The organism is Frigoriflavimonas asaccharolytica (genome assembly GCF_013294015.1).
GTDB classification, from domain to species: domain Bacteria; phylum Bacteroidota; class Bacteroidia; order Flavobacteriales; family Weeksellaceae; genus Frigoriflavimonas; species Frigoriflavimonas asaccharolytica.
On record NZ_JABSNO010000003.1, the window covers coordinates 25,091 to 43,770 of the forward strand.

The following is an 18,680-nucleotide window of genomic DNA, read 5'->3' on the forward strand; positions in this document are numbered from 1 at the left end:
GCTCGCCTTAATATTTCGTAGGCTCGCCTTAATATTTTGTAGGCTCACCGTAATATTTTGTAGGCTAGCCTTTACATTTCGTAGGCTCGCCTTACTATTTTAGAGGTTTGCCTTAATATTTCGTAGGCTCGCCTAAACATTTTGTAGGCTCGCCCTACTATTTCGTAGGCGCTGGTAGAAAATGTAGGGACATGAAATTTAGTCTAATAAATGCGATTAATAATGGTAGTACTACTTGTTGTGCATTTGGGAATAAATTTTTTAACGCAAAGAATTTCAATTACTTATATTTATTTTAAGTAAGCAAAGAATGCGAATATTCGCATTTGAAGCGAGTGCGTAATCAAATCTGCTTGCAGATTCTACTTTGCTAATTTAAATATGACGTAAAAAAAATAGACTCCGCGTTTAATTTTTTTTAATAAACTGATACTATAAGTTTTATATTTTAAACTCTGAAAGCACAACAGGTTATTCCTATTGTTTTATCTGCAAAAAGCCCTTCATTCAAAGGGCTTTTATATATTGGAATTTTTTCTGAGATTTTAAATTTTTGAATTATTTTCCTCCTTCCAAAGATTTGTGAACATGATGAAATCTGCCACGGAAAGTTCTTCTGCTCTTTTCGCCATAAATTCATGAAGTAATAAAGCTTCTGGAATTTCTAAAACCTTCAAAGAATTGGAAAGTTTTTTCCTCCGTTGATTAAACCCAGCTTTTACAATTTGTTTAAAAAGGATTTCGTTGCCCTTCAATCCATCTTTTATATTTCTTGTGAGTTTTATAACCCCAGATTTTACTTTTGGGGGTGGTGTAAAGACGTTTTCGTGCACTGTCTGTAGATATTCTACATCGTAATAAGCTTGCACCAAAATAGACAATATTCCGTAGGCTTTTGTTCTTGGTACGGCTGCAGTTCTTTCTGCAACCTCTTTTTGAAACATGCCTACCATTTCTGGAACAATTTCAAAATTATCTATTATTTTAAATAATATTTGTGAAGATATATTATACGGAAAATTCCCAATTACGGCTATTTGCTTTCCCTCATTAAAAGAAAAATCAGTTTTCAAAAAATCTCCGACAAAGGTATTCTCGTTTAAATTTAAATAAGTTTGATTTAAATATTCGATAGATTCTTCATCAATCTCCGCCAGAAATAGAGGAAAATCTTTTGCTAGAAGGTACTTTGTGAGTACACCAGTTCCCGGTCCAACTTCCACGATATTGTCATATCCAGATGTGCTTAGACTTTCTACAATACTTTCGGCAATATTTTCATCGTTTAAAAAATGCTGACCTAAATGTTTTTTTGCTCTTACGTTCAATTTATTTTAAGATTTAATTAACAGTACTTTATTATAATTGTCCCGCAATTTCGGAAGATTTTTTCTATTTTTGACAAAATTATTTAATTAATGGCAAAATCCGCAGAAGATTTTAATAAAAAAAGACTCAGATCTAGCAATATAACGGTAGTTGTGAGCATTGCACTAGTATTATTTCTCGTAGGCTTATTTGGGATTATTTTACTAAATGCTCAAAAATATTCTGATTATTTGAAAGAACAATTGGTAGTCAATGCATATTTTGATGAAAACTATGCGCCTGCAGATTCTGCAAAAATCGCAAATATTGAAGCAAAAGCAGTTGAGCAGATTCAACTTTTGCCTGCTGTGAAAAAAGTGAAGTATATTTCTAGAGACGAAGCTACTGTAGAAGCAAAAAATAGTTTGGGTATAGATAGTGATGCACTTTTTGAATCCAGTATTTTCCCAGCATCAGTAGAAGTTTCTTTGAAACCAGAATTTATAGATTCTACTCAAATAAATGGAGCGTTGAAACAAATTTCCTCGGTCTCTGGTGTCAAATCTGTGAAAAACGATTCCAACAATCAAAAAGTATACAGCAGTCTCAACAAAATTTTGAAATGGATTTTAGCTTTCTCTCTTCTGTTTTTGATTTTAGCGATGATTTTAATTAATAATTCCATCCGTTTAAAAATATTTTCTAAAAGATTTATCATCAAGACAATGCAATTGGTAGGTGCAAAGAGAAGTTTTATTTTAATGCCATTCATCAAACAAGCAGTTGTATTAGGTTTAATTGGTGCTTTGATAGGTTTGTTGGCACTTTTCGGTGTGTGGTATTATTTTACAGCCACCATACAAACGCCTTTTGTGCAAGATAATTCTCAGTATTTGTGGTTAATTTTGGGCGTTATAGCTCTTGGTATTTTCATCACTGTTATTAGTACTATCTTTGCAACTTGGAGATTCTTAAGAGCAAACATAGATGATCTTTATTACTCATAAAAATGGCAAAAAAAACAAAAGAATTTTCTGCATCTAATTTTGGAACAGAAGAAAAAACAATTGAACGTTCTACATTTTACTTCGGGAAAGAGAATTATAAATGGATGTTTATTGGTTTAGGATTAATCGTTTTAGGTTTTATTCTAATGATGGGAGCAGATGCAAACACAATAGACGGAAAATTTGATCCTACAAAATGGAACGAAGATATTTTTTCTATCCGCAGAATTAGAATTGCACCGTTTTTGGTAATTGCAGGTTTCGTAGTGCAAGTTTTTGCAATTTTGAAGAGACCGAAACAAGCCTAAATTAAATATTACAATACATCTACTTTGTCAAAGTTTTCATCTTTGACAAAGTTTTTTTTTAAAATAACAAGCACATTTATATGGATATACTTCACGCCATCATCATTGCCATTATAGAAGGCCTCACAGAATTTTTGCCTATTTCTTCTACTGCTCATATGGGATTTACGGCAAATTTGATGGGCATGGAGGAAACGGAATTTCTAAAAATGTTTCAGGTTTCTATACAATTTGGGGCAATTTTAGCAGTGGTCGCAGCATATTGGAAAAAGTTTTTTGATTTTACCAATCTCAACTTTTACTACAAATTGGCCTTCGCAGTTTTACCAGCACTAGGTTTAGGTTTTCTGCTAGATGATATTATAGAAAATCTTTTAGGCAATCAAATAGCTATTTCTGCAATGCTCGTATTTGGAGGTATCGTTTTGCTTTTCGCAGATTCTTGGTTCAAAAATCCGAAAATTGATGACGAAAAAGAAATGACCATCAAAAAAGCGGTGATTATCGGCTTTTGGCAATGTCTCGCAATGATGCCCGGAACAAGCAGAAGTGCAGCATCCATCATTGGAGGTATGACGCAAGGTTTAACCAGAAAAGCAGCCGCAGAATTTTCATTTTTCCTGGCGGTTCCAACGATGTTGGCTGTTACGGTTTACTCCATTTTTGTAAAAACTTGGGGGAAAGGAACGCCAAACGCAGCCAAAGGTTACGAAATGATTTTCTCATCTTCGGATAATATTGTTGCGTTTTTAGTTGGAAATGTAGTCGCATTTATTGTAGCATTAATCGCCATAAAATCATTCATCGGATTATTGAATAAATATGGTTTCAAACCTTGGGGTTGGTATAGAATTGTGGTGGGAATCGCTTTGTTGATTTATTTTTATAAGTTTCAATAGTAATTTTAGGGCACCAATTTCCGCCTTCCGTTCCCAATCTTTTTATGATTGCGATAGAAGTGAGGCTACAGGCTGAAAAGGCGTTTACTCGCAATAATAAAAAGGATTTCCACTCAAGTCGGGGTGCGCTGCGGTTTTAAATTTTAAAAATAGATATTCAATTGACAAGTACAGATTTTTTAGAAGGACAAATAATTCTCCTCGACAAACCTATGGATTGGACGAGTTTTCAAGCTGTAAATAAGCTTAAATACAAACTTAAAAACGAATTTGATCTTCCGAAAAAATTTAAAATCGGTCACGCCGGAACTTTAGATCCAAAAGCTACAGGTTTGCTCATCGTTTGCACCGGAAAATTCACCAAAAGAATATCGGAAATACAAGATGCACCCAAAGAATATTTGGTAGAATTAAAAATTGGCGCACAAACCATATCTTACGATACAGAACATCCAGAAATAGAGATTACAGATTTTTCTGAAATTACGGAAGCTCAAATTTTAGAAACTCTGGAAAAATTTAAAGGAGAAATAATGCAAACTCCACCCGTTTTTTCTGCCTTAAAAATCGAGGGAAACCGAGCATACGATCTTGCGAGAAAAGGAATAGAAGTAGAAATGAAAAGCCGACCAACAACGATAAATTATATAAATAATTTAGAGATTAATTTACCTTTTATTAGTTTTACCGTCGGTTGTAGCAAAGGAACATACATCCGCAGTTTAGCGCACGATATTGGGCAGGATTTGGGAGTTGGCGCTTATCTCACAAAATTGAGGAGATCTAAAATTGGAGATTATTTGGTAGAAGATTCTTCTGCAGAAATTTTAGTAGACGATTTCAAGTTTGCAACCTTAGAATCTAGAGAAAATATAGTCAAATTTTAAACAAGTATATTGGAAAAAACACGCATCAACAAATATTTAAGCGAAGTAGGATATTGCTCTAGAAGAGCAGCAGACGCGCTTTTGCTAGAAGGAAGAATCACCATCAATGGAGTAGTACCAGAAATGGGTACCAAAATTTCTGCACAAGACATCATTGAGGTTGATGGAAAATTGATTTCTGAAAGCACAGAAAAACCCGTTTATATCGCCTTCAATAAACCTGTTGGCATTGTTTGTACCACAGATTCTAAAAGGGAGCAAGATAATATCATAGATTACATCAACCATCCCACAAGAATTTTCCCAATCGGAAGGTTGGACAAGCCAAGTGAAGGGCTTATTTTGCTAACGAACGATGGAGATATTGTAAATAGAATTTTGCGCGCAAAATATTCTCACGAGAAAGAATATTTGGTAAGAGTAGACAAACCAATTTCGCCAAAATTTATAGAAAATATGAGAAATGGCGTTCCAATTTTGGGACAAGTGACCAATAAATGCGAGGTAGAAAAAATAGATACTCTTACATTTAGTATTGTGCTAACGCAAGGTTTGAATCGCCAAATTCGTAGAATGTGCGAATATCTTGGTTACGAAGTGAAAAAGCTGAAACGTGTGCGAATAATGAACATCAAACTAGACATGCCACTAGGAAAATGGCGAGATTTATCTAAAGAAGAATTTCTTGAAATGAATAGAATGCTAGAAAAATCTGAAGATCGAATAGATTAACATAAAAAAAATCCTGCAATGTGTTGTTGCAGGATTTTGTTTTCATCATGTGTTTTTAAATTCCTAATGTCATCATTTATGTATTGAGAATCGCATTTCAAAATATAACCGAAGATCTTTGTGTTTTCTTATTTTTTGATGGTACAAATGTACTAGATGTTCATCATTTTTTAAAAAAAAGCCCGTAGATATAATTCTGAATGCTTGTAGATAATTATCTACTCAAAATATTGACGATTTTTATTTTTAATTTTGTCTTTGTTAATGTTGCCTTTTCATTATTTCTATTAGCTCTACAATATTTTCTATTTGTAGTTTATCAAATAATCTTTTCTTATAAGTGCTCACAGTATTCTGCTTCACGTCTAGTTCGTTTGCAATTTCTAAGTTTCCAAAACCTTTTACATATAATTCAGCAATCTCTAATTCTCTTTCTGTAAGAGATTCTAGCGGATTCACTAAAGATGGATTTTTTACAGACTGCAATATCAATTGTTGCATTGTTGAAGAGTAGTATTCACCTTCCGAATAAATTTTTTGTATTGCATTTTTGATTTCAGACTCCTCGCTCAATTTGCTGATGAAACCGTTTGCACCAACTGCAAAGTATTTCAAAATTTGTGAATTTTCTTCTGTGCCAGAAAATAACAGGATTTTTGTTTCCACATTGTTTTCCCGTAATTGGGGTAAAATTTTCAAGAGATTTCCTTCTGGAAATTGCACATCTAGTATCGCAATTTCAATTTTTTCGTCACTTGTTATTTGCAGAATTTCCTCGAAATTGCTTGCTTGAAATATTTCAAATTGCAAATCCAATTCTTCTAGGAGAAAAATAATTCCTTGCCGGATCATGCTATGATCATCTGCGATCAGTATTTTTATTTTATTAATCATTTGAAATTTTTAAAATTAAATCAAAAGTTACATTGGTTCCTTTTCCATGCTCGCTATCTACAGAAATTGTACCATCAAAAAGTTCTACAATTTCTTTGCATAAGCTTAAACCCAAACCTGCACCTAGATTTTCTACTTCATCAGAAATAATACCTTGGTAATAAGGCTGAAAAATTTCTTTCAAATCTGAGGAAGATATACCAACACCAGTATCAGAAATAGTAGTTTTCATTATTAAAGTTTGGCTATTCTTTCTTTCAATATTTGTGGTTACCGTTATTTTTCCGTTTTCTGTAAATTTGTTTGCGTTGCCTAAAATATTAATAAAAATCTGATTTATTTTCGTAGAATCTGTATATACTTGTATTTCGGAATCTATGTTTTCATTTACAATAAATTTATTATTTCTGGTTTCTAAATAAGGTTCTATCGCTTCTATGATAGATTTAAATTCTTCTTTTAAATTAAAAGTTGTGAGATTTAATTTATTTTCAATATGCTGATTTTTCGTGTAGGCGAGAATTTGGTTTGCTTGCATCAATAAGGTATTATTCGTGAATTTAATAGATTTTAGATAAGATTTTACTTCTATATCTTCAGTTCTACTATTTATTCGTTTTATGAAAATACCTATAATTTTCAATGGTGATCGCAACTCATGGCTCAACATACCTAAAATTCTATTTTTAAATTTAAGGTTTTCTGTAATTTGCTCATTTGCAGCACTCAATTTATTTTCATAAATAAATGCAATTCTGGTAAAATACATGATGAGAATAGAAACCAAAAACATCAAACCCAACAGACCTGCAACCAGATAATTTCTTATTTTATTGGTTTTAGAATTTTGTGAAGCGATTTCATTTAGAAGGTCTTTTTTAGATTTTTTTACAGCAATCTCGTAGATGTTCATCAAGTTGTTTCCATTTGCTAGCAAATCTCTGTACATCGTAAATACATCAAAATATTTGTCTTTACTTTCTATTAAATCTTCCGTATCATTGTTTTTGCTTTTAGAATTTTCTTCTTTTCTTTTTTTAATTTCTACTACATAGTAATTATTTACAATATTTATTATACTATCCACTTCATTGTTTAGCTTTTCATTTGCAGCAGATATTTTAGCTTCTCGCATGGTTACTACAATACTATCTCTTTTTCGATCTTCTTTTCCAGATATTGCATCACCCAATCTTCCAAATAATCCTTTTTTGGCGGTAGTATCTTTAATGGTTTTTACTTCTATATCTGGTATCTCTAGTTTATAATTTACCTTTATCTTTTTTAATTCTGGCAAAGGATTACTAGTTTTTACTACAGATTTTGTAGTAAATTGAAACGTAGAATCTATAAGATCTTTCAAGTTTTTCTTTTCGCTCACAATTTTCTTTACTGAAAGCAGATTTTTTTTCAGGTAAACATTTTCAGCTTTAAAATCTTTTATGCTTTCAAGATTTTTATCCAACTTCTTTATATAGAAAAAATAATTTTCCAAATCTTCAGCTTTTTTGCTTTTTGTATAAGCTTGAAGATAATATTGCGCTTTGAAAAAATCTTCTTTCGATGCTTCTGTTAGGTTTTCTACAGTATTAATATCCGTTAATTGTTTTTCAAAAAATTGAATTTTATTTCTATTATTATATTCATTGTAAACGAAACCTGCGATTGCAATCTGTATCAGAATAATACACAGTATGAGAGAATAATGAACGGTTTTTCTCCACTTAAAATTTAATTTTTCAGGAAGAAATGTTTTTGTAAACATAGTTTAGTGAATTTTGAAAAAATGAGATGATTTTGAGTGAGAAATTAGTGCAAATTTAAAAATTAACTTTCAAATAAAATTTGGTATCGTGCAATGTGTAGAGATTATTCACATAAACTTCATGATCATCTTTCTAAAATGCGTTTGCAGAAGCCGTACTTTTTTAAGATAAAAACTATTCATCTTTATCTACTAAACTTTCCTTTAATTTTAATAATTCCGCTTTTACAAAAGATAATCTATCAATAATTGAAACAGTTTCAGAAATCTTGCTATTTGTTGTTAGTGCAACTCGTGCTCCATCCAAAGTATAGCCTTTCTCTTTTACAAGATGATAGATCATTTGCAAGTTTTTCAAATCTTCTGGAGTGAAATATCTATTGCCTTTTTTATTTTTTTTTGGCTTGATGATGGGAAATTCTTTTTCCCAATATCTTATCAATGAGGTATTTACGTCAAAAGCTTTGGCTACCTCACCAATGGAATAGTAGAGTTTATCTGGAAGTTGAAGAATCATATCGATATTAATAATAGAAAACCAAAGGTAAAGAAATTTTAATTCTAAAAATTATTCTTGTTTTAGCTATGAATTATAGCAAACAAAACCATTGTCATATTAAATAAATTGCTTAATTTTGCACCACTTTTGTGGGAAAGATTTGATAAAGTAAAATATCATCAACTAACATCTTCCGGTTTTCTTAATCCACAGAATTTCAAATCATTAAGAAATTAGGAATACAAAATTTTATTATTTATGTCCGAAACGACTAAAACAATGGAAGAAGCTGCAGCAAGCGACATCCAAAAACAAGACAAACACGAAGCGGTTTCTACAGTAAATCAAAACGTAGCACCAGACCAATTTGATTGGGATTCTTTCGAATCTGGATTAGATGCTGATGCAAGACAAGAAAAAACCGATTTAGAAGAAATCTACAACGGATCTTTGAAAAACCTAGAAGACAATGACGTTCTTACAGGTATAGTTGTAAGATTAACAGATAAAGAAGCTATCGTAGATATCAACTTTAAATCTGAAGGTGTAATTTCTTTAAATGAATTCCGTTACAACTCTGGCCTAAAAGTAGGTGATGAAGTAGAAGTAATGGTAGACAAAAGAGAAGACAAAACTGGTCAACTACAATTGTCTCACAAAAAAGCAAGAATGCTTAAAGCTTGGCAAACTGTCAACGAATTGCATGATTCTGGTGAGGTTGTTAATGGTCTTGTTAAATCTAGAACGAAAGGTGGTATGATCGTAGATATTCATGGAATTGAAGCGTTTTTACCAGGTTCTCAAATAGATGTGAAGCCTATTAAAGATTACGATCAATTCGTAGGAAAAACTATGGAATTCAAAGTTGTGAAAATCAACCCAGAATTTAAAAACGTAGTTGTTTCTCATAAAGCATTGATTGAAGCAGATATCGAAGATCAGAAAAAAGAAATCATCTCTCAATTAGAAAAAGGACAAGTATTAGAAGGTGTTGTGAAAAACATTACTTCTTATGGTGTATTTGTTGATCTTGGAGGTGTAGATGGTTTGATCCACATTACAGATCTTTCTTGGTCTAGAGTGAATCATCCATCAGAATTCATCGAAGATGGAGCAACTGTGAAAGTAGTTATTCTTGATTTTGATGAAGATAAAACTCGTATCCAATTAGGTATGAAACAATTAGAAGCTCATCCTTGGGATGCACTTTCTGATAGTATGAAAGTAGGAGATCAAGTAACTGGTAAAGTAGTAGTACTTGCAGATTACGGTGCATTTGTAGAAATTGCTCCAGGTGTAGAAGGTTTGATCCACGTTTCTGAAATGTCTTGGTCTACTCATTTGAGAAGTGCAGGTGATTTCGTGAAAGTTGGTGATGAAGTTCAAGCAGAAGTTCTTACTTTAGATAGAGAAGATAGAAAAATCTCTCTTGGTATGAAACAATTGACTAAAGATCCTTGGGAAAATATTGAAGCTAAATATCCAATCGGTTCTCAGCATACAGGTATTGTAAGAAACTTTACAAACTTTGGTGTTTTTGTAGAATTAGAAGAAGGTATCGATGGTTTGGTATACATCTCTGATCTTTCTTGGACTAAAAAAATCAAGCATCCATCTGAATTCTGCAACGTAGGAGACAAAATGGAAGTTACAGTTCTAGAATTAGACGTAAATGCAAGAAGAATCTCTTTAGGTCACAAACAATTACTAGAAAATCCATGGGATAAGTTCGAAAGCAAATATGCTGAAGGAACTACACATACTGGAAAAGCAGTAGATGTTTTTGATAAAGGTGCGCAAGTACAATTTGAAGACGAAGAAGTAGAAGCTTTCTGCCCTGCAAGATTGTTAGAAAAAGAAGACGGTTCTAAAATTAAAAAAGGTGATGATGCACAATTTTTGGTAATAGAATTTAACAAAGAATTCAAAAGAGTGGTTGTTTCCCATACAGGTATCTTCAAAGAAGAAGAGAAAAGAAATGTGAAAGCAGCAACTTCTAACAATAATTCTAACAGCAATAGCAACAATGAAGAGAAATCTACATTAGGAGATATTGATGTATTAGCAGAATTGAAAAAGAAAATGGAAGGAGGTGAATAATTAAATCATCCTAAAATTTATATAAATGAAGCCACTTTTTATTAAGTGGCTTTTTTTTTATATTTTACGTATATTAGTTTAAAAAAATTTCTATGCAAAGTAAATTACGTTTTCTATATATATTTCTACTTTTTCCCACAGTTTATTATGCGCAAAGAACTGAAACTATAATTCAAGATTATTTATTTACAAATAAAAATTTGGGCAACGCCATTTCTTTTAAAATAGAAAGTGAAGAATACAGCCCATCTATGAAAAGCACCGTTGTAAAACTGCAACAAACTATTGATGATATTCCCGTTCACAATGCAGTTGCAAGTGTTTTAATAAGGAAAAAAAAAATTCAATATTTTTCAAATCAATTTAATTTTAAGATAGAAAATTCTAGAAATTCCGCCCCAAAATTGTCAGCAAAAGATGTTTTTTCCATATTAATTTTAAATTTTAATAAAAATAAAACCAACTACCAAATCTTAAATTGGGAACAACCTGAATCTGGTATTCAAAATTTTGCAAAACAAAGGCCTGTCTATTTTATCAAAGATGAAAAACCCAATCTCGCTTACGAATTTATATTTCCCGAAAATAACTCACCCAATTTTTGGAATGTTTTTGCAGATGCATCTACTGGAGAGATTTTTCATAAACAAAATTTAAATTTAGCCTGTTTTCATCAAAATACAATACATGATATAACTTTTAAACATACTAAAACACAAGAATTTTCTTTTATAAATGATGAAAAAATCGCCCCAAATCTCGCTTCCTACCATGTGTTTGCATTACCGATAGAAAGCCCTAATTTTGGCAGCAGAAGTCTTGTTACCAATCCATATGTACTCAGTGCTTCGCCAGAAGGTTGGCATTCAGATGGCTCAAACTCATTCACCATAACTAGAGGAAACAATGTTTACGCGTACGATGATTTAGGTGGAAACAACCAAATAGGATCTTCACCAGATGGAGGAAATTCAAGAGATTTTAATTTCCCTTTAAACTTAAATCAGCCAGCAATCAACAATAAATCTGCGGCAATTACCAATTTATTTTACGTAAATAATAAAAGCCATGATAATTTTTATCAATTCGGTTTCACAGAATCTTCCCGAAATTTTCAAGCAAATAATTTTGGAAAAGGCGGAAAATCTGGAGATGCAGTTTTTGCAGAAGCGCAAGATGGTGGAGATTTTAACAATGCTAATTTTGCAACCCCACCAGATGGAACTTCACCTAGAATGCAAATGTATCTTTGGCAACCTGCTTCCATCCAAAGATTGTTCTACAATGCGCCAACTCTTGCAATACCTAGAACGCCAAACTCTCGAAATGCAGATTTTGGACAAGATCTTACAGCCGCAGGAATTACCGCAAATATAGAAGTTGCAAATATTGTAAACGCCTGCAATGCTCTTCCTGCAAATTCTATGAGCCAAAAAATAGGTTTGGCAGAAAGAGGAGATTGTAGTTTTGTAATAAAAGTGAAAAATATACAAAATGCTGGTGGAGTTGGAGCAATTATATACAATGCAGCTAATTCTGTAAATTTTAATACGATGGGAGGTACAGATGCAAGCATCACAATTCCTTCTATTTTAATTGAAAATACCGAAGGTGAATTTATAAAAACAACAATTGCGAATGGTACGACAGTGAATGTAAGTTTAAAACATGATTCTAATAATGATGTTTTCATAGATGGAAGTTTTGATAACGGAATTATTATTCACGAATATACACACGGAGTTTCCAATAGAAGCACAGGAAATGGCTATTCTTGTTTGGATAGAAATATTTCGAAAGAACAAATGGGAGAAGGTTGGTCAGATTTTTTTAGTTTAATGATGACGAATACACAAGATGCAACAGCCGCAAAACCGAGATCTATTTCCACATTTGCTGCAGGACAAGATGCCGCGGGAAATGGTATACGAATTGGGAAATATTCGCCAGATTTTGCTGTGGATGGTTTTACTTATGCTTCTACAAATGGCAGAGAATTTTTAGAAGATGGCGAGTTGAAACCAGATGTGCATGCAATTGGTTTTGTTTGGGCATCAATATTATGGGATATGCATTGGAAATTTGCAAACAAATTTGGATTTTCTTCAGATATTGTTGCCAATCCAAATAGTGGTAGCGCAAAAGTGACACAATTGGTGATGGATGGTTTAAAAATTCAAGAATGCAATCCTACTTTTATTTCTGGTAGAGATGCCATCATTGCTGCTGATATCGCATCTAATAATGGCGAAAACAGATGCATGATTTGGGAAACTTTTGCAAAAAGAGGAGTTGGTGTAGATGCATCTGCAGGTGCAAAAAATAATATTAATGATCAAACAGAAGATTACAAAATTCCGGAAGAATGCATTTCTGGAAATACAAATTCAGATTTTTTTATCTATCCCAATCCTGCGAATGTTGAATTTTCTATCAATTTTCCCATAAGTACTTTTGGAAAAGTTGTCGTGCAGATATATGATCTTTCTGGTAGATTAATCTCCACAACAGAAAAATTGGTGGTGAATTCTCGACAAAAATTTAGTACACAAAATCTTTCTAATGGTAATTATTTTGTGAAAATTAATTCAATTGGTGGTGAAAAAACCTTAAAATTGATTGTAGGAAAATAGAATTTTTGAAAAAAGCCTGAATTTTTTCTATAAATTGTTATTTTTTATAGTTCTTTCGTTGAAATTTATTATTGAAACTAAGTTTTAAGAATAAGAACAAAAAAAATCCCGCAATTTGCGGGATTTTATATTTAAAAAGTAACTATTTTTTTGTGTAAGCTACATCTTTTACTCTTGCTTTTTTACCTCTCAACTCTCTGAAATAGTAAATTCTTGCTCTTCTTACTTTACCTTTTCTATCTAAAGTAATGTTTTGCAATGCTGGCATATTCATTGGGAATACTCTTTCTACACCTACATCTCCACTCATTTTTCTGATGGTAAATGTTTTCGTGCGACCAGTTCCTCTAATTTGAATTACAGTTCCTTTAAAAAACTGCGTTCTTGTTTTAGCACCCTCACGAATTTCGTAATAAACGGTAATGCTGTCTCCAGATTTGAATACTGGGAAATCCTTTGTCTCAATGTACTTTTCTTGTACGTACTTTACTAAATCCATTATTAATAATAAAAAATAATTTGAAAGCTAAACAACATTCACGGTTTTCGTCAGAGGTTGATTAACAAGTTGCAAAAATAAGACAATTTTTCAATACTAGCAATAGTTGAGAAATAATATTTGTATAAAATAATTTGATTCTCAAAATCAATTATTTAAAGATTTAACTTTAGATTTAAAGATTATAATTTTTTAATTTAAAAAAAAACTAAGTTTTCAGTTTTGATGCTAAAAACATCATCGCGGCTTTATTTTCAAGGCATATTTGATTTTAGCGAGATTATATTTATTAAAAGAATTTAAATAAAAAAAAATTGTTACATTTTCCTCACTTCTAAAATTTAATTGTAAATTTAGCAACAATATTTGAACAATGAAGATTTAATTTTTCGATTAATTTCTTCGCAAAATTTTTAGAATAATGATTGATAAAAGAGTGAAAAACGTAGAAGAAGCCATTGCTGGAATTTCTGATGGAATGACTTTAATCCTCGGTGGATTTGGATTATGTGGTATCCCAGAAAACTCTATCAATGCCTTGGTAGAAAGCGGAGTTACAGATCTTACGTGTATTTCTAATAATGCAGGAGTAGATGATTTTGGCTTAGGATTACTTTTACAAAAAAAACAAATAAAAAAAATGATCGCTTCTTATGTTGGCGAAAATGCTGAATTTGAACGTCAAATGCTTTCCGGTGAATTGGAAGTAGAACTCACTCCACAAGGAACTTTAGCTGAAAAATGCCGAGCTGCACAATGTGGAATTCCTGCTTTTTATACACCTGCAGGTTTTGGAACAGAGGTAGCGGAAGGCAAAGAAACCAAAGAATTTGAGGGCAAAATGCACATTTTAGAGCATGCCTACAAAGCAGATTATTCTATTGTGAAAGCTTGGAAAGGAGATCATGCAGGAAATTTAATTTTTAAAGGAACGGCAAGAAATTTCAATGCGCCAATGGCAGGAGCAGGAAAAATAACCATCGCCGAAGTAGAAGAATTAGTAGCTCCAGGTGAATTAGATCCCAACGAAATTCACATTCCTGGAATTATGGTACAACGAATTTTTCAAGGTGAAAAGTTTGAGAAAAGAATTGAGCAGAGAACTGTGAGGAAGAGAGACTAGAATTTTAGGTTTATATTTTGAAAAATAAACATTTATTGTGAGGGAAATGTTTTTTTTGATGTCATATTTTGATTTGTAGGAATTGGATACTCTTTAATGATGTTAATTTTAATACACCAAAATTTAAAACAATAATAATTTTAAATATTGAGAAATAAAATAGAGAATAGTGACAGAATAAATTTTAAGATTGTTCTATATTATTCGAATCTGCGAAAAAAGCAGTTACAGAAAATAATAATTGATTTATTATATTTCAATTTGTCTTTCAATAATAGATAAATTTGTTAAAGTATTGAAATGGGATTTTAAATCTTTGCGTAACATCGACAATATATAATGTTTCTTGACTAAATTCAACAGCAAAACTATCTGCAAAAAGTAAATAGCACGCATCTCCATCATCCTCATTTGGTACTGCATGAAATTCATCATCTTCAATATGTAATAAAAGTTTGCGGAATGACAGCTTAAAGTCCTTGTCATCAAAATAATTTTGAACTACAATATTAAATGTTGAAATAAATTCATTTTCAACATTATTATTCTCATCATAAATATGATCTGAGAGTAAATTAAGAATATAAATAAAACTAAAAGGGATTAAAATATTATCTTTAAAATTGGGTTTTTCATAAAGAAGTCGACTTAAAAATTCTAATATAAATTGTTTGCTTAAATTCTCTTTTGTAAACAATTCAAAAACTAATTTGTAGTAATATTCATTAGGTTTTGAAGATAATGATACCGCAATTGCTAATTCATTTGAAATATTTGTATCGTAAAATAGTTTAACTGGAATCTCTGGAAGTTTTACAATATATTCAGCAGAAAGATATTCCTGCATTGATTTATGTACAAATTCAAAGCTATCATAAGATGATTTGATAATAATTCCGATATGACTTTCAATTTCTTTTATAACCTTTCTGCTTTCTGAAGAGAGTAGGTTGAAATCTGAACAGATTAGATTATATGTGTCCAAGAAAATATCTTCGTTGTATTTTTTCTGAGAGTAATTTATTGTTAATGTATATGCAAACTGTGTCAAAAACTCAAACTTTTGTTCATTATCAAAATTAGAATACTGCGATTCGCGAACAATTCCTCTTTGTTCATCCCATTCTTCAATTAAAATTCTTATTAATTTTTTATAAATTGACCTAGGTTTGTCATAAAACTTTCCCGTACGTTCATAAATAGCACATAAATGCGCAAGAGTTAAAGGCTTAAGCGAAAGATCATAAAATTTTGAATTATTTAATTCCTCAATAAAAGTAGTCGAATTTCCCGAGTTAATAAACCATTTTTTTGTAAAATCCGTTATTTGATCATGACTTAAGTCGCAAATCTCATATTCTAAAGAATTCTCGATATTGTAATTATATGACGGACTTCTAGATGTTAAAATCACTAAAGTAGTTGAAAGATTTGCCATTAACGATTCAATTTCCTTATAAAATTTAGCAATTCGGGTTGGCTTAACTTCATCGAATCCGTCAAGTATTAATATAGCTTTTAAGCTATTCAAATAAGAGTTGATATATTTATCTCTTAGCAGAATATCGTCTACGTTAAGTGTTTTATCTTTTTCTTTACTGAACACTTCAATACCGAGAATAGATTTTAAAACTGAGTAAATTGATTCCGAATCATTTATATCTCTAAGATTAATTAGGATTGGTAAGCAATAGTTAATTTCAATTTCTGTATATAAAACTAGTTGGCAGATGTGTTTAACTGTTGTTGTTTTTCCAGCTCCTGGACCTCCTAAAATTACAATATGTTGATTATTGTGGTTTGACGTTAAGATTTTCTCTATATTTTGCTTTTCATCATTTTCTTCTTTAGATTTTCTACTTCGCGCTTCTAATTGTATATCTAATTCAATATATATATCACTTAAACTTTTGCTTCCTTTTAAATCTTTAAATGAAACTGATTTTGTACTATTTATGACAAATTGATTATGGTTGTAAATTGCTTCTTCTAAATCTGAATTTGTTACAACCAATTCAATTTTTGTATTTTCTAATATTCTCTTTAAAGAATTAATTCCTTCTTTTATTAGTGAACCTAAGGTTGTTTTTAAGAGAAATTCAGCGATTGGCATTATTATAAAATATTTTTAACAAGTTATCAAATATACAAAAACATTACATTGTTTTAGCAACCATTTTCCTTTCCCCAATCTGCTGTCTCCACATCGCATAATACAAACCTTTTTCTTCTATTAAATTAAAGTGAGAACCCATTTCTATTACATTTCCTTTCTCCAAAACATAAATCCTGTCCGCATGCATTATGGTGCTTAATCTGTGTGCAATCAAAACCGTAATTTGCTCTTTTTCTTTAGAAATTTCTCGGATGGTAGAAGTTATTTCTTCTTCAGTAATGCTATCAAGTGCAGAAGTGGCTTCATCAAAAATAAGCAAATGTGGCTTTCGCAAAAGTGCTCTTGCAATCGCAATTCTTTGTTTTTCGCCACCGCTTAATTTTAATCCTGCTTCTCCTATTACGGTTTCTATCCCTTTTTCGGCGCGCTCGATTAATGCTGTACAACTAGATTTTTTTAAAGCCAATTCAATATCAGCTTCGGTAGCATTTGGATTTACAAATAGTAAATTTTCCTTTATCGTACCGGCAAAAAGTTGCGTGTCTTGCGTTACAAAACCAATCTGATTGCGCAATTCATCAAAATCAAATTCATTTCCATTGATGTTGTTATAGAATATAGCACCTTCTTTTGGTCGGTACAGACCTACCAATAATTTCACTAAAGTACTCTTTCCAGATCCACTTGGACCAACAAATGCAATCGTTTCGCCGTTTTTTACTTCAAAAGAAATATCGTTCAGTGCTTTATAGGATGCAGATTGATGTTGAAATGCTACTTTTTGAAATTGTAATTTCTCAATTGCGCCAATTTGTTTCGGCTTCAATGGTTTTTCTTCTACCGGTTTTTTCATCAAAGTATCAAAATTATGCAAAGATGCCTCCGCTTCTCTATAAGAAATAATGATGTTTCCAATCTCCTGCATTGGTCCGAAAATAAAGAATCCGTAGAAAACCAAAGATAAATATTGTCCTGGTGTTACCACATTTTTAAATATTAACAATAACAAGGTCAACGTGATCATCTGCTGTAAAAAATTCACCAAAGTTCCTTGTATGAAACTCAAAGAACGGATGCTTTTCACCTTTCGCAATTCTAATCCCAAAATTTTGTAAGTATTGTTATTCAGTCGTTTAACTTCTTGATTCGTTAAACCCAAACTTTTTACAATCTCAATATTCCGCAAACTTTCTGTAGTACTTCCGGCCAAACTTGTAGTTTCCGAAACGATATTTTTTTGAATGGTTTTTATTCTTTTACTTAATAAATTTGTAATAAATGCGATGAAAAATATTCCTACAATATATACAGGCATTATAGACCAGTGCAAACGAATTGCATAAATTGAAACGAAAATAATACTCACCAAAATTCCGAAGAATATATTGATGAAATTGGTGATAAATTTAACAGAATCTTCTCTTACTTTTGTCAATATCGACAACGTTTCTCCACTTCTTTGGTCTTCAAATTGTTGAAAGGGTAGTGCCATAGAATGTTGCAAACCATCTGTGAAAATATTGGCCCCAAATTTCTGGGTTATCACGCTTACCACATAATCTTGAAATGCTTTTGCAATTCTACTTACCATTGCGGTTCCTATCAGCAATCCTAAAAAATAAAATACACCGTGATACAAATCTGTACCTTTAAAAAATTCATCCATTGTTCTAGGCAGCAATTCCTCTTTATCGAAAAAATTTGGATGTGTAACCAATTGATCTAGAATGTTTCCCGTAATAGCAGGACTAAACAAAGAAAAAACTTGATTGACAGTTGCTAAAAAAAGCGATAATATAAGTAGCCATTTGTGCGGTTTCAAATAGCGAAGTAATGTTTTCATTTAAAAATAATTGAGTGCAAAATTACGGATATTTATTGTAATAAATTTCCTCAAAAAAAATCCTTCC

The 18,680-nt window shown here is 31.5% G+C and carries 15 protein-coding genes; 8 read left to right on the top strand and 7 right to left on the bottom strand.

All coding sequences use genetic code 11. The features are described 5' to 3' along the window. Window positions 1–545: 545 nt before the first annotated feature. Window positions 546–1,328, bottom strand: a complete 783-nt coding sequence (gene rsmA / locus HNQ03_RS02520; protein ID WP_173778078.1) for a 16S rRNA (adenine(1518)-N(6)/adenine(1519)-N(6))-dimethyltransferase RsmA — start codon at window positions 1,326–1,328, stop codon at window positions 546–548. Window positions 1,329–1,418: 90 nt separating this feature from the next. Between rsmA and HNQ03_RS02525 the strand changes: the two genes are divergently transcribed. The 5 genes from HNQ03_RS02525 (at window position 1,419) to rluF (ending at window position 5,141) form a co-directional block, all read left to right on the top strand. Then, on the top strand, window positions 1,419–2,315 hold the full coding sequence (locus HNQ03_RS02525) for a cell division protein FtsX (protein WP_173778079.1): 897 nt from the start codon (window positions 1,419–1,421) through the stop codon (window positions 2,313–2,315). Between the two features lie 2 nt (window positions 2,316–2,317). Continuing rightward, window positions 2,318–2,623 carry a DUF3098 domain-containing protein gene (locus tag HNQ03_RS02530; protein WP_173778080.1) on the top strand — a complete coding sequence of 102 codons (306 nt, stop codon included), beginning with the start codon at window positions 2,318–2,320 and terminating at the stop codon, window positions 2,621–2,623. 80 nt (window positions 2,624–2,703) lie between these two features. Further along, complete coding sequence (locus HNQ03_RS02535) at window positions 2,704–3,522, top strand: undecaprenyl-diphosphate phosphatase (protein WP_173778081.1); 819 nt, start codon at window positions 2,704–2,706, stop codon at window positions 3,520–3,522. Between the two features lie 161 nt (window positions 3,523–3,683). Continuing rightward, window positions 3,684–4,409, top strand: coding sequence for a tRNA pseudouridine(55) synthase TruB (truB, locus tag HNQ03_RS02540; protein ID WP_173778082.1), 726 nt, complete (start codon window positions 3,684–3,686; stop codon window positions 4,407–4,409). Between the two features lie 9 nt (window positions 4,410–4,418). Beyond that, window positions 4,419–5,141, top strand: a complete 723-nt coding sequence (gene rluF, locus HNQ03_RS02545; protein ID WP_173778083.1) for a 23S rRNA pseudouridine(2604) synthase RluF — start codon at window positions 4,419–4,421, stop codon at window positions 5,139–5,141. A 261-nt stretch (window positions 5,142–5,402) separates the two neighbouring features. On the opposite strand, the gene HNQ03_RS02550 is transcribed toward rluF, so the two are convergent. From HNQ03_RS02550 to HNQ03_RS02560, 3 genes are all read right to left on the bottom strand, one after another. Then, window positions 5,403–6,035 carry a response regulator gene (locus HNQ03_RS02550; protein ID WP_173778084.1) on the bottom strand — a complete coding sequence of 211 codons (633 nt, stop codon included), beginning with the start codon at window positions 6,033–6,035 and terminating at the stop codon, window positions 5,403–5,405. Beyond that, the gene (locus HNQ03_RS02555) at window positions 6,028–7,800 is read right to left on the bottom strand and encodes a sensor histidine kinase (protein ID WP_173778085.1); all 1,773 of its coding nucleotides are present in this window, start codon (window positions 7,798–7,800) and stop codon (window positions 6,028–6,030) included. Before HNQ03_RS02555 ends, HNQ03_RS02550 begins: the two co-directional genes overlap by 8 nt. Window positions 7,801–7,975: 175 nt before the next feature. Further along, complete coding sequence (locus tag HNQ03_RS02560) at window positions 7,976–8,317, bottom strand: MerR family transcriptional regulator (protein ID WP_173778086.1); 342 nt, start codon at window positions 8,315–8,317, stop codon at window positions 7,976–7,978. A 261-nt stretch (window positions 8,318–8,578) separates the two neighbouring features. Between HNQ03_RS02560 and rpsA the strand changes: the two genes are divergently transcribed. Both rpsA and HNQ03_RS02570 read left to right on the top strand, forming a co-directional pair. Continuing rightward, the gene (gene rpsA / locus HNQ03_RS02565) at window positions 8,579–10,399 is read left to right on the top strand and encodes a 30S ribosomal protein S1 (RefSeq protein ID WP_173778231.1); all 1,821 of its coding nucleotides are present in this window, start codon (window positions 8,579–8,581) and stop codon (window positions 10,397–10,399) included. A 92-nt stretch (window positions 10,400–10,491) separates the two neighbouring features. Next, window positions 10,492–13,032 carry a T9SS-dependent M36 family metallopeptidase gene (locus tag HNQ03_RS02570; protein WP_194305147.1) on the top strand — a complete coding sequence of 847 codons (2,541 nt, stop codon included), beginning with the start codon at window positions 10,492–10,494 and terminating at the stop codon, window positions 13,030–13,032. Window positions 13,033–13,174: 142 nt separating this feature from the next. On the opposite strand, the gene rplS is transcribed toward HNQ03_RS02570, so the two are convergent. Next, on the bottom strand, window positions 13,175–13,531 hold the full coding sequence (rplS, locus tag HNQ03_RS02575; protein WP_173778087.1) for a 50S ribosomal protein L19: 357 nt from the start codon (window positions 13,529–13,531) through the stop codon (window positions 13,175–13,177). A 421-nt stretch (window positions 13,532–13,952) separates the two neighbouring features. Here rplS and HNQ03_RS02580 point away from each other — a divergent pair, with 421 nt between their 5' ends. After that, complete coding sequence (locus HNQ03_RS02580; RefSeq protein WP_173778088.1) at window positions 13,953–14,654, top strand: CoA transferase subunit A; 702 nt, start codon at window positions 13,953–13,955, stop codon at window positions 14,652–14,654. Window positions 14,655–14,922: 268 nt separating this feature from the next. Here the strand turns inward: HNQ03_RS02580 and HNQ03_RS02585 are convergent, their stop codons facing one another. Further along, window positions 14,923–16,767: an NACHT domain-containing protein gene (locus tag HNQ03_RS02585; protein WP_173778089.1), complete on the bottom strand. Its 1,845-nt coding sequence runs from the start codon at window positions 16,765–16,767 to the stop codon at window positions 14,923–14,925. Window positions 16,768–16,810: 43 nt separating this feature from the next. Then, on the bottom strand, window positions 16,811–18,613 hold the full coding sequence (locus tag HNQ03_RS02590; protein WP_173778090.1) for an ABC transporter ATP-binding protein: 1,803 nt from the start codon (window positions 18,611–18,613) through the stop codon (window positions 16,811–16,813). Window positions 18,614–18,680 lie beyond the last annotated feature (67 nt).

What these genes read in the sequence shown, in the direction of transcription:
- HNQ03_RS02525 (WP_173778079.1), top strand. Translation starts at nt 1,419, where the DNA reads ATGGCAAAATCCGCAGAAGATTTTAATAAAAAAAGACTCAGATCTAGC.
- HNQ03_RS02530 (WP_173778080.1), top strand. Translation starts at nt 2,318, where the DNA reads ATGGCAAAAAAAACAAAAGAATTTTCTGCATCTAATTTTGGAACAGAA.
- HNQ03_RS02535 (WP_173778081.1), top strand. Translation starts at nt 2,704, where the DNA reads ATGGATATACTTCACGCCATCATCATTGCCATTATAGAAGGCCTCACA.
- HNQ03_RS02550 (WP_173778084.1), bottom strand. Translation starts at nt 6,035, where the DNA reads ATGATTAATAAAATAAAAATACTGATCGCAGATGATCATAGCATGATC.
- HNQ03_RS02555 (WP_173778085.1), bottom strand. Translation starts at nt 7,800, where the DNA reads ATGTTTACAAAAACATTTCTTCCTGAAAAATTAAATTTTAAGTGGAGA.
- HNQ03_RS02560 (WP_173778086.1), bottom strand. Translation starts at nt 8,317, where the DNA reads ATGATTCTTCAACTTCCAGATAAACTCTACTATTCCATTGGTGAGGTA.
- rpsA (WP_173778231.1), top strand. Translation starts at nt 8,579, where the DNA reads ATGGAAGAAGCTGCAGCAAGCGACATCCAAAAACAAGACAAACACGAA.
- HNQ03_RS02570 (WP_194305147.1), top strand. Translation starts at nt 10,492, where the DNA reads ATGCAAAGTAAATTACGTTTTCTATATATATTTCTACTTTTTCCCACA.
- rplS (WP_173778087.1), bottom strand. Translation starts at nt 13,531, where the DNA reads ATGGATTTAGTAAAGTACGTACAAGAAAAGTACATTGAGACAAAGGAT.
- HNQ03_RS02580 (WP_173778088.1), top strand. Translation starts at nt 13,953, where the DNA reads ATGATTGATAAAAGAGTGAAAAACGTAGAAGAAGCCATTGCTGGAATT.
- HNQ03_RS02585 (WP_173778089.1), bottom strand. Translation starts at nt 16,767, where the DNA reads ATGCCAATCGCTGAATTTCTCTTAAAAACAACCTTAGGTTCACTAATA.
- HNQ03_RS02590 (WP_173778090.1), bottom strand. Translation starts at nt 18,613, where the DNA reads ATGAAAACATTACTTCGCTATTTGAAACCGCACAAATGGCTACTTATA.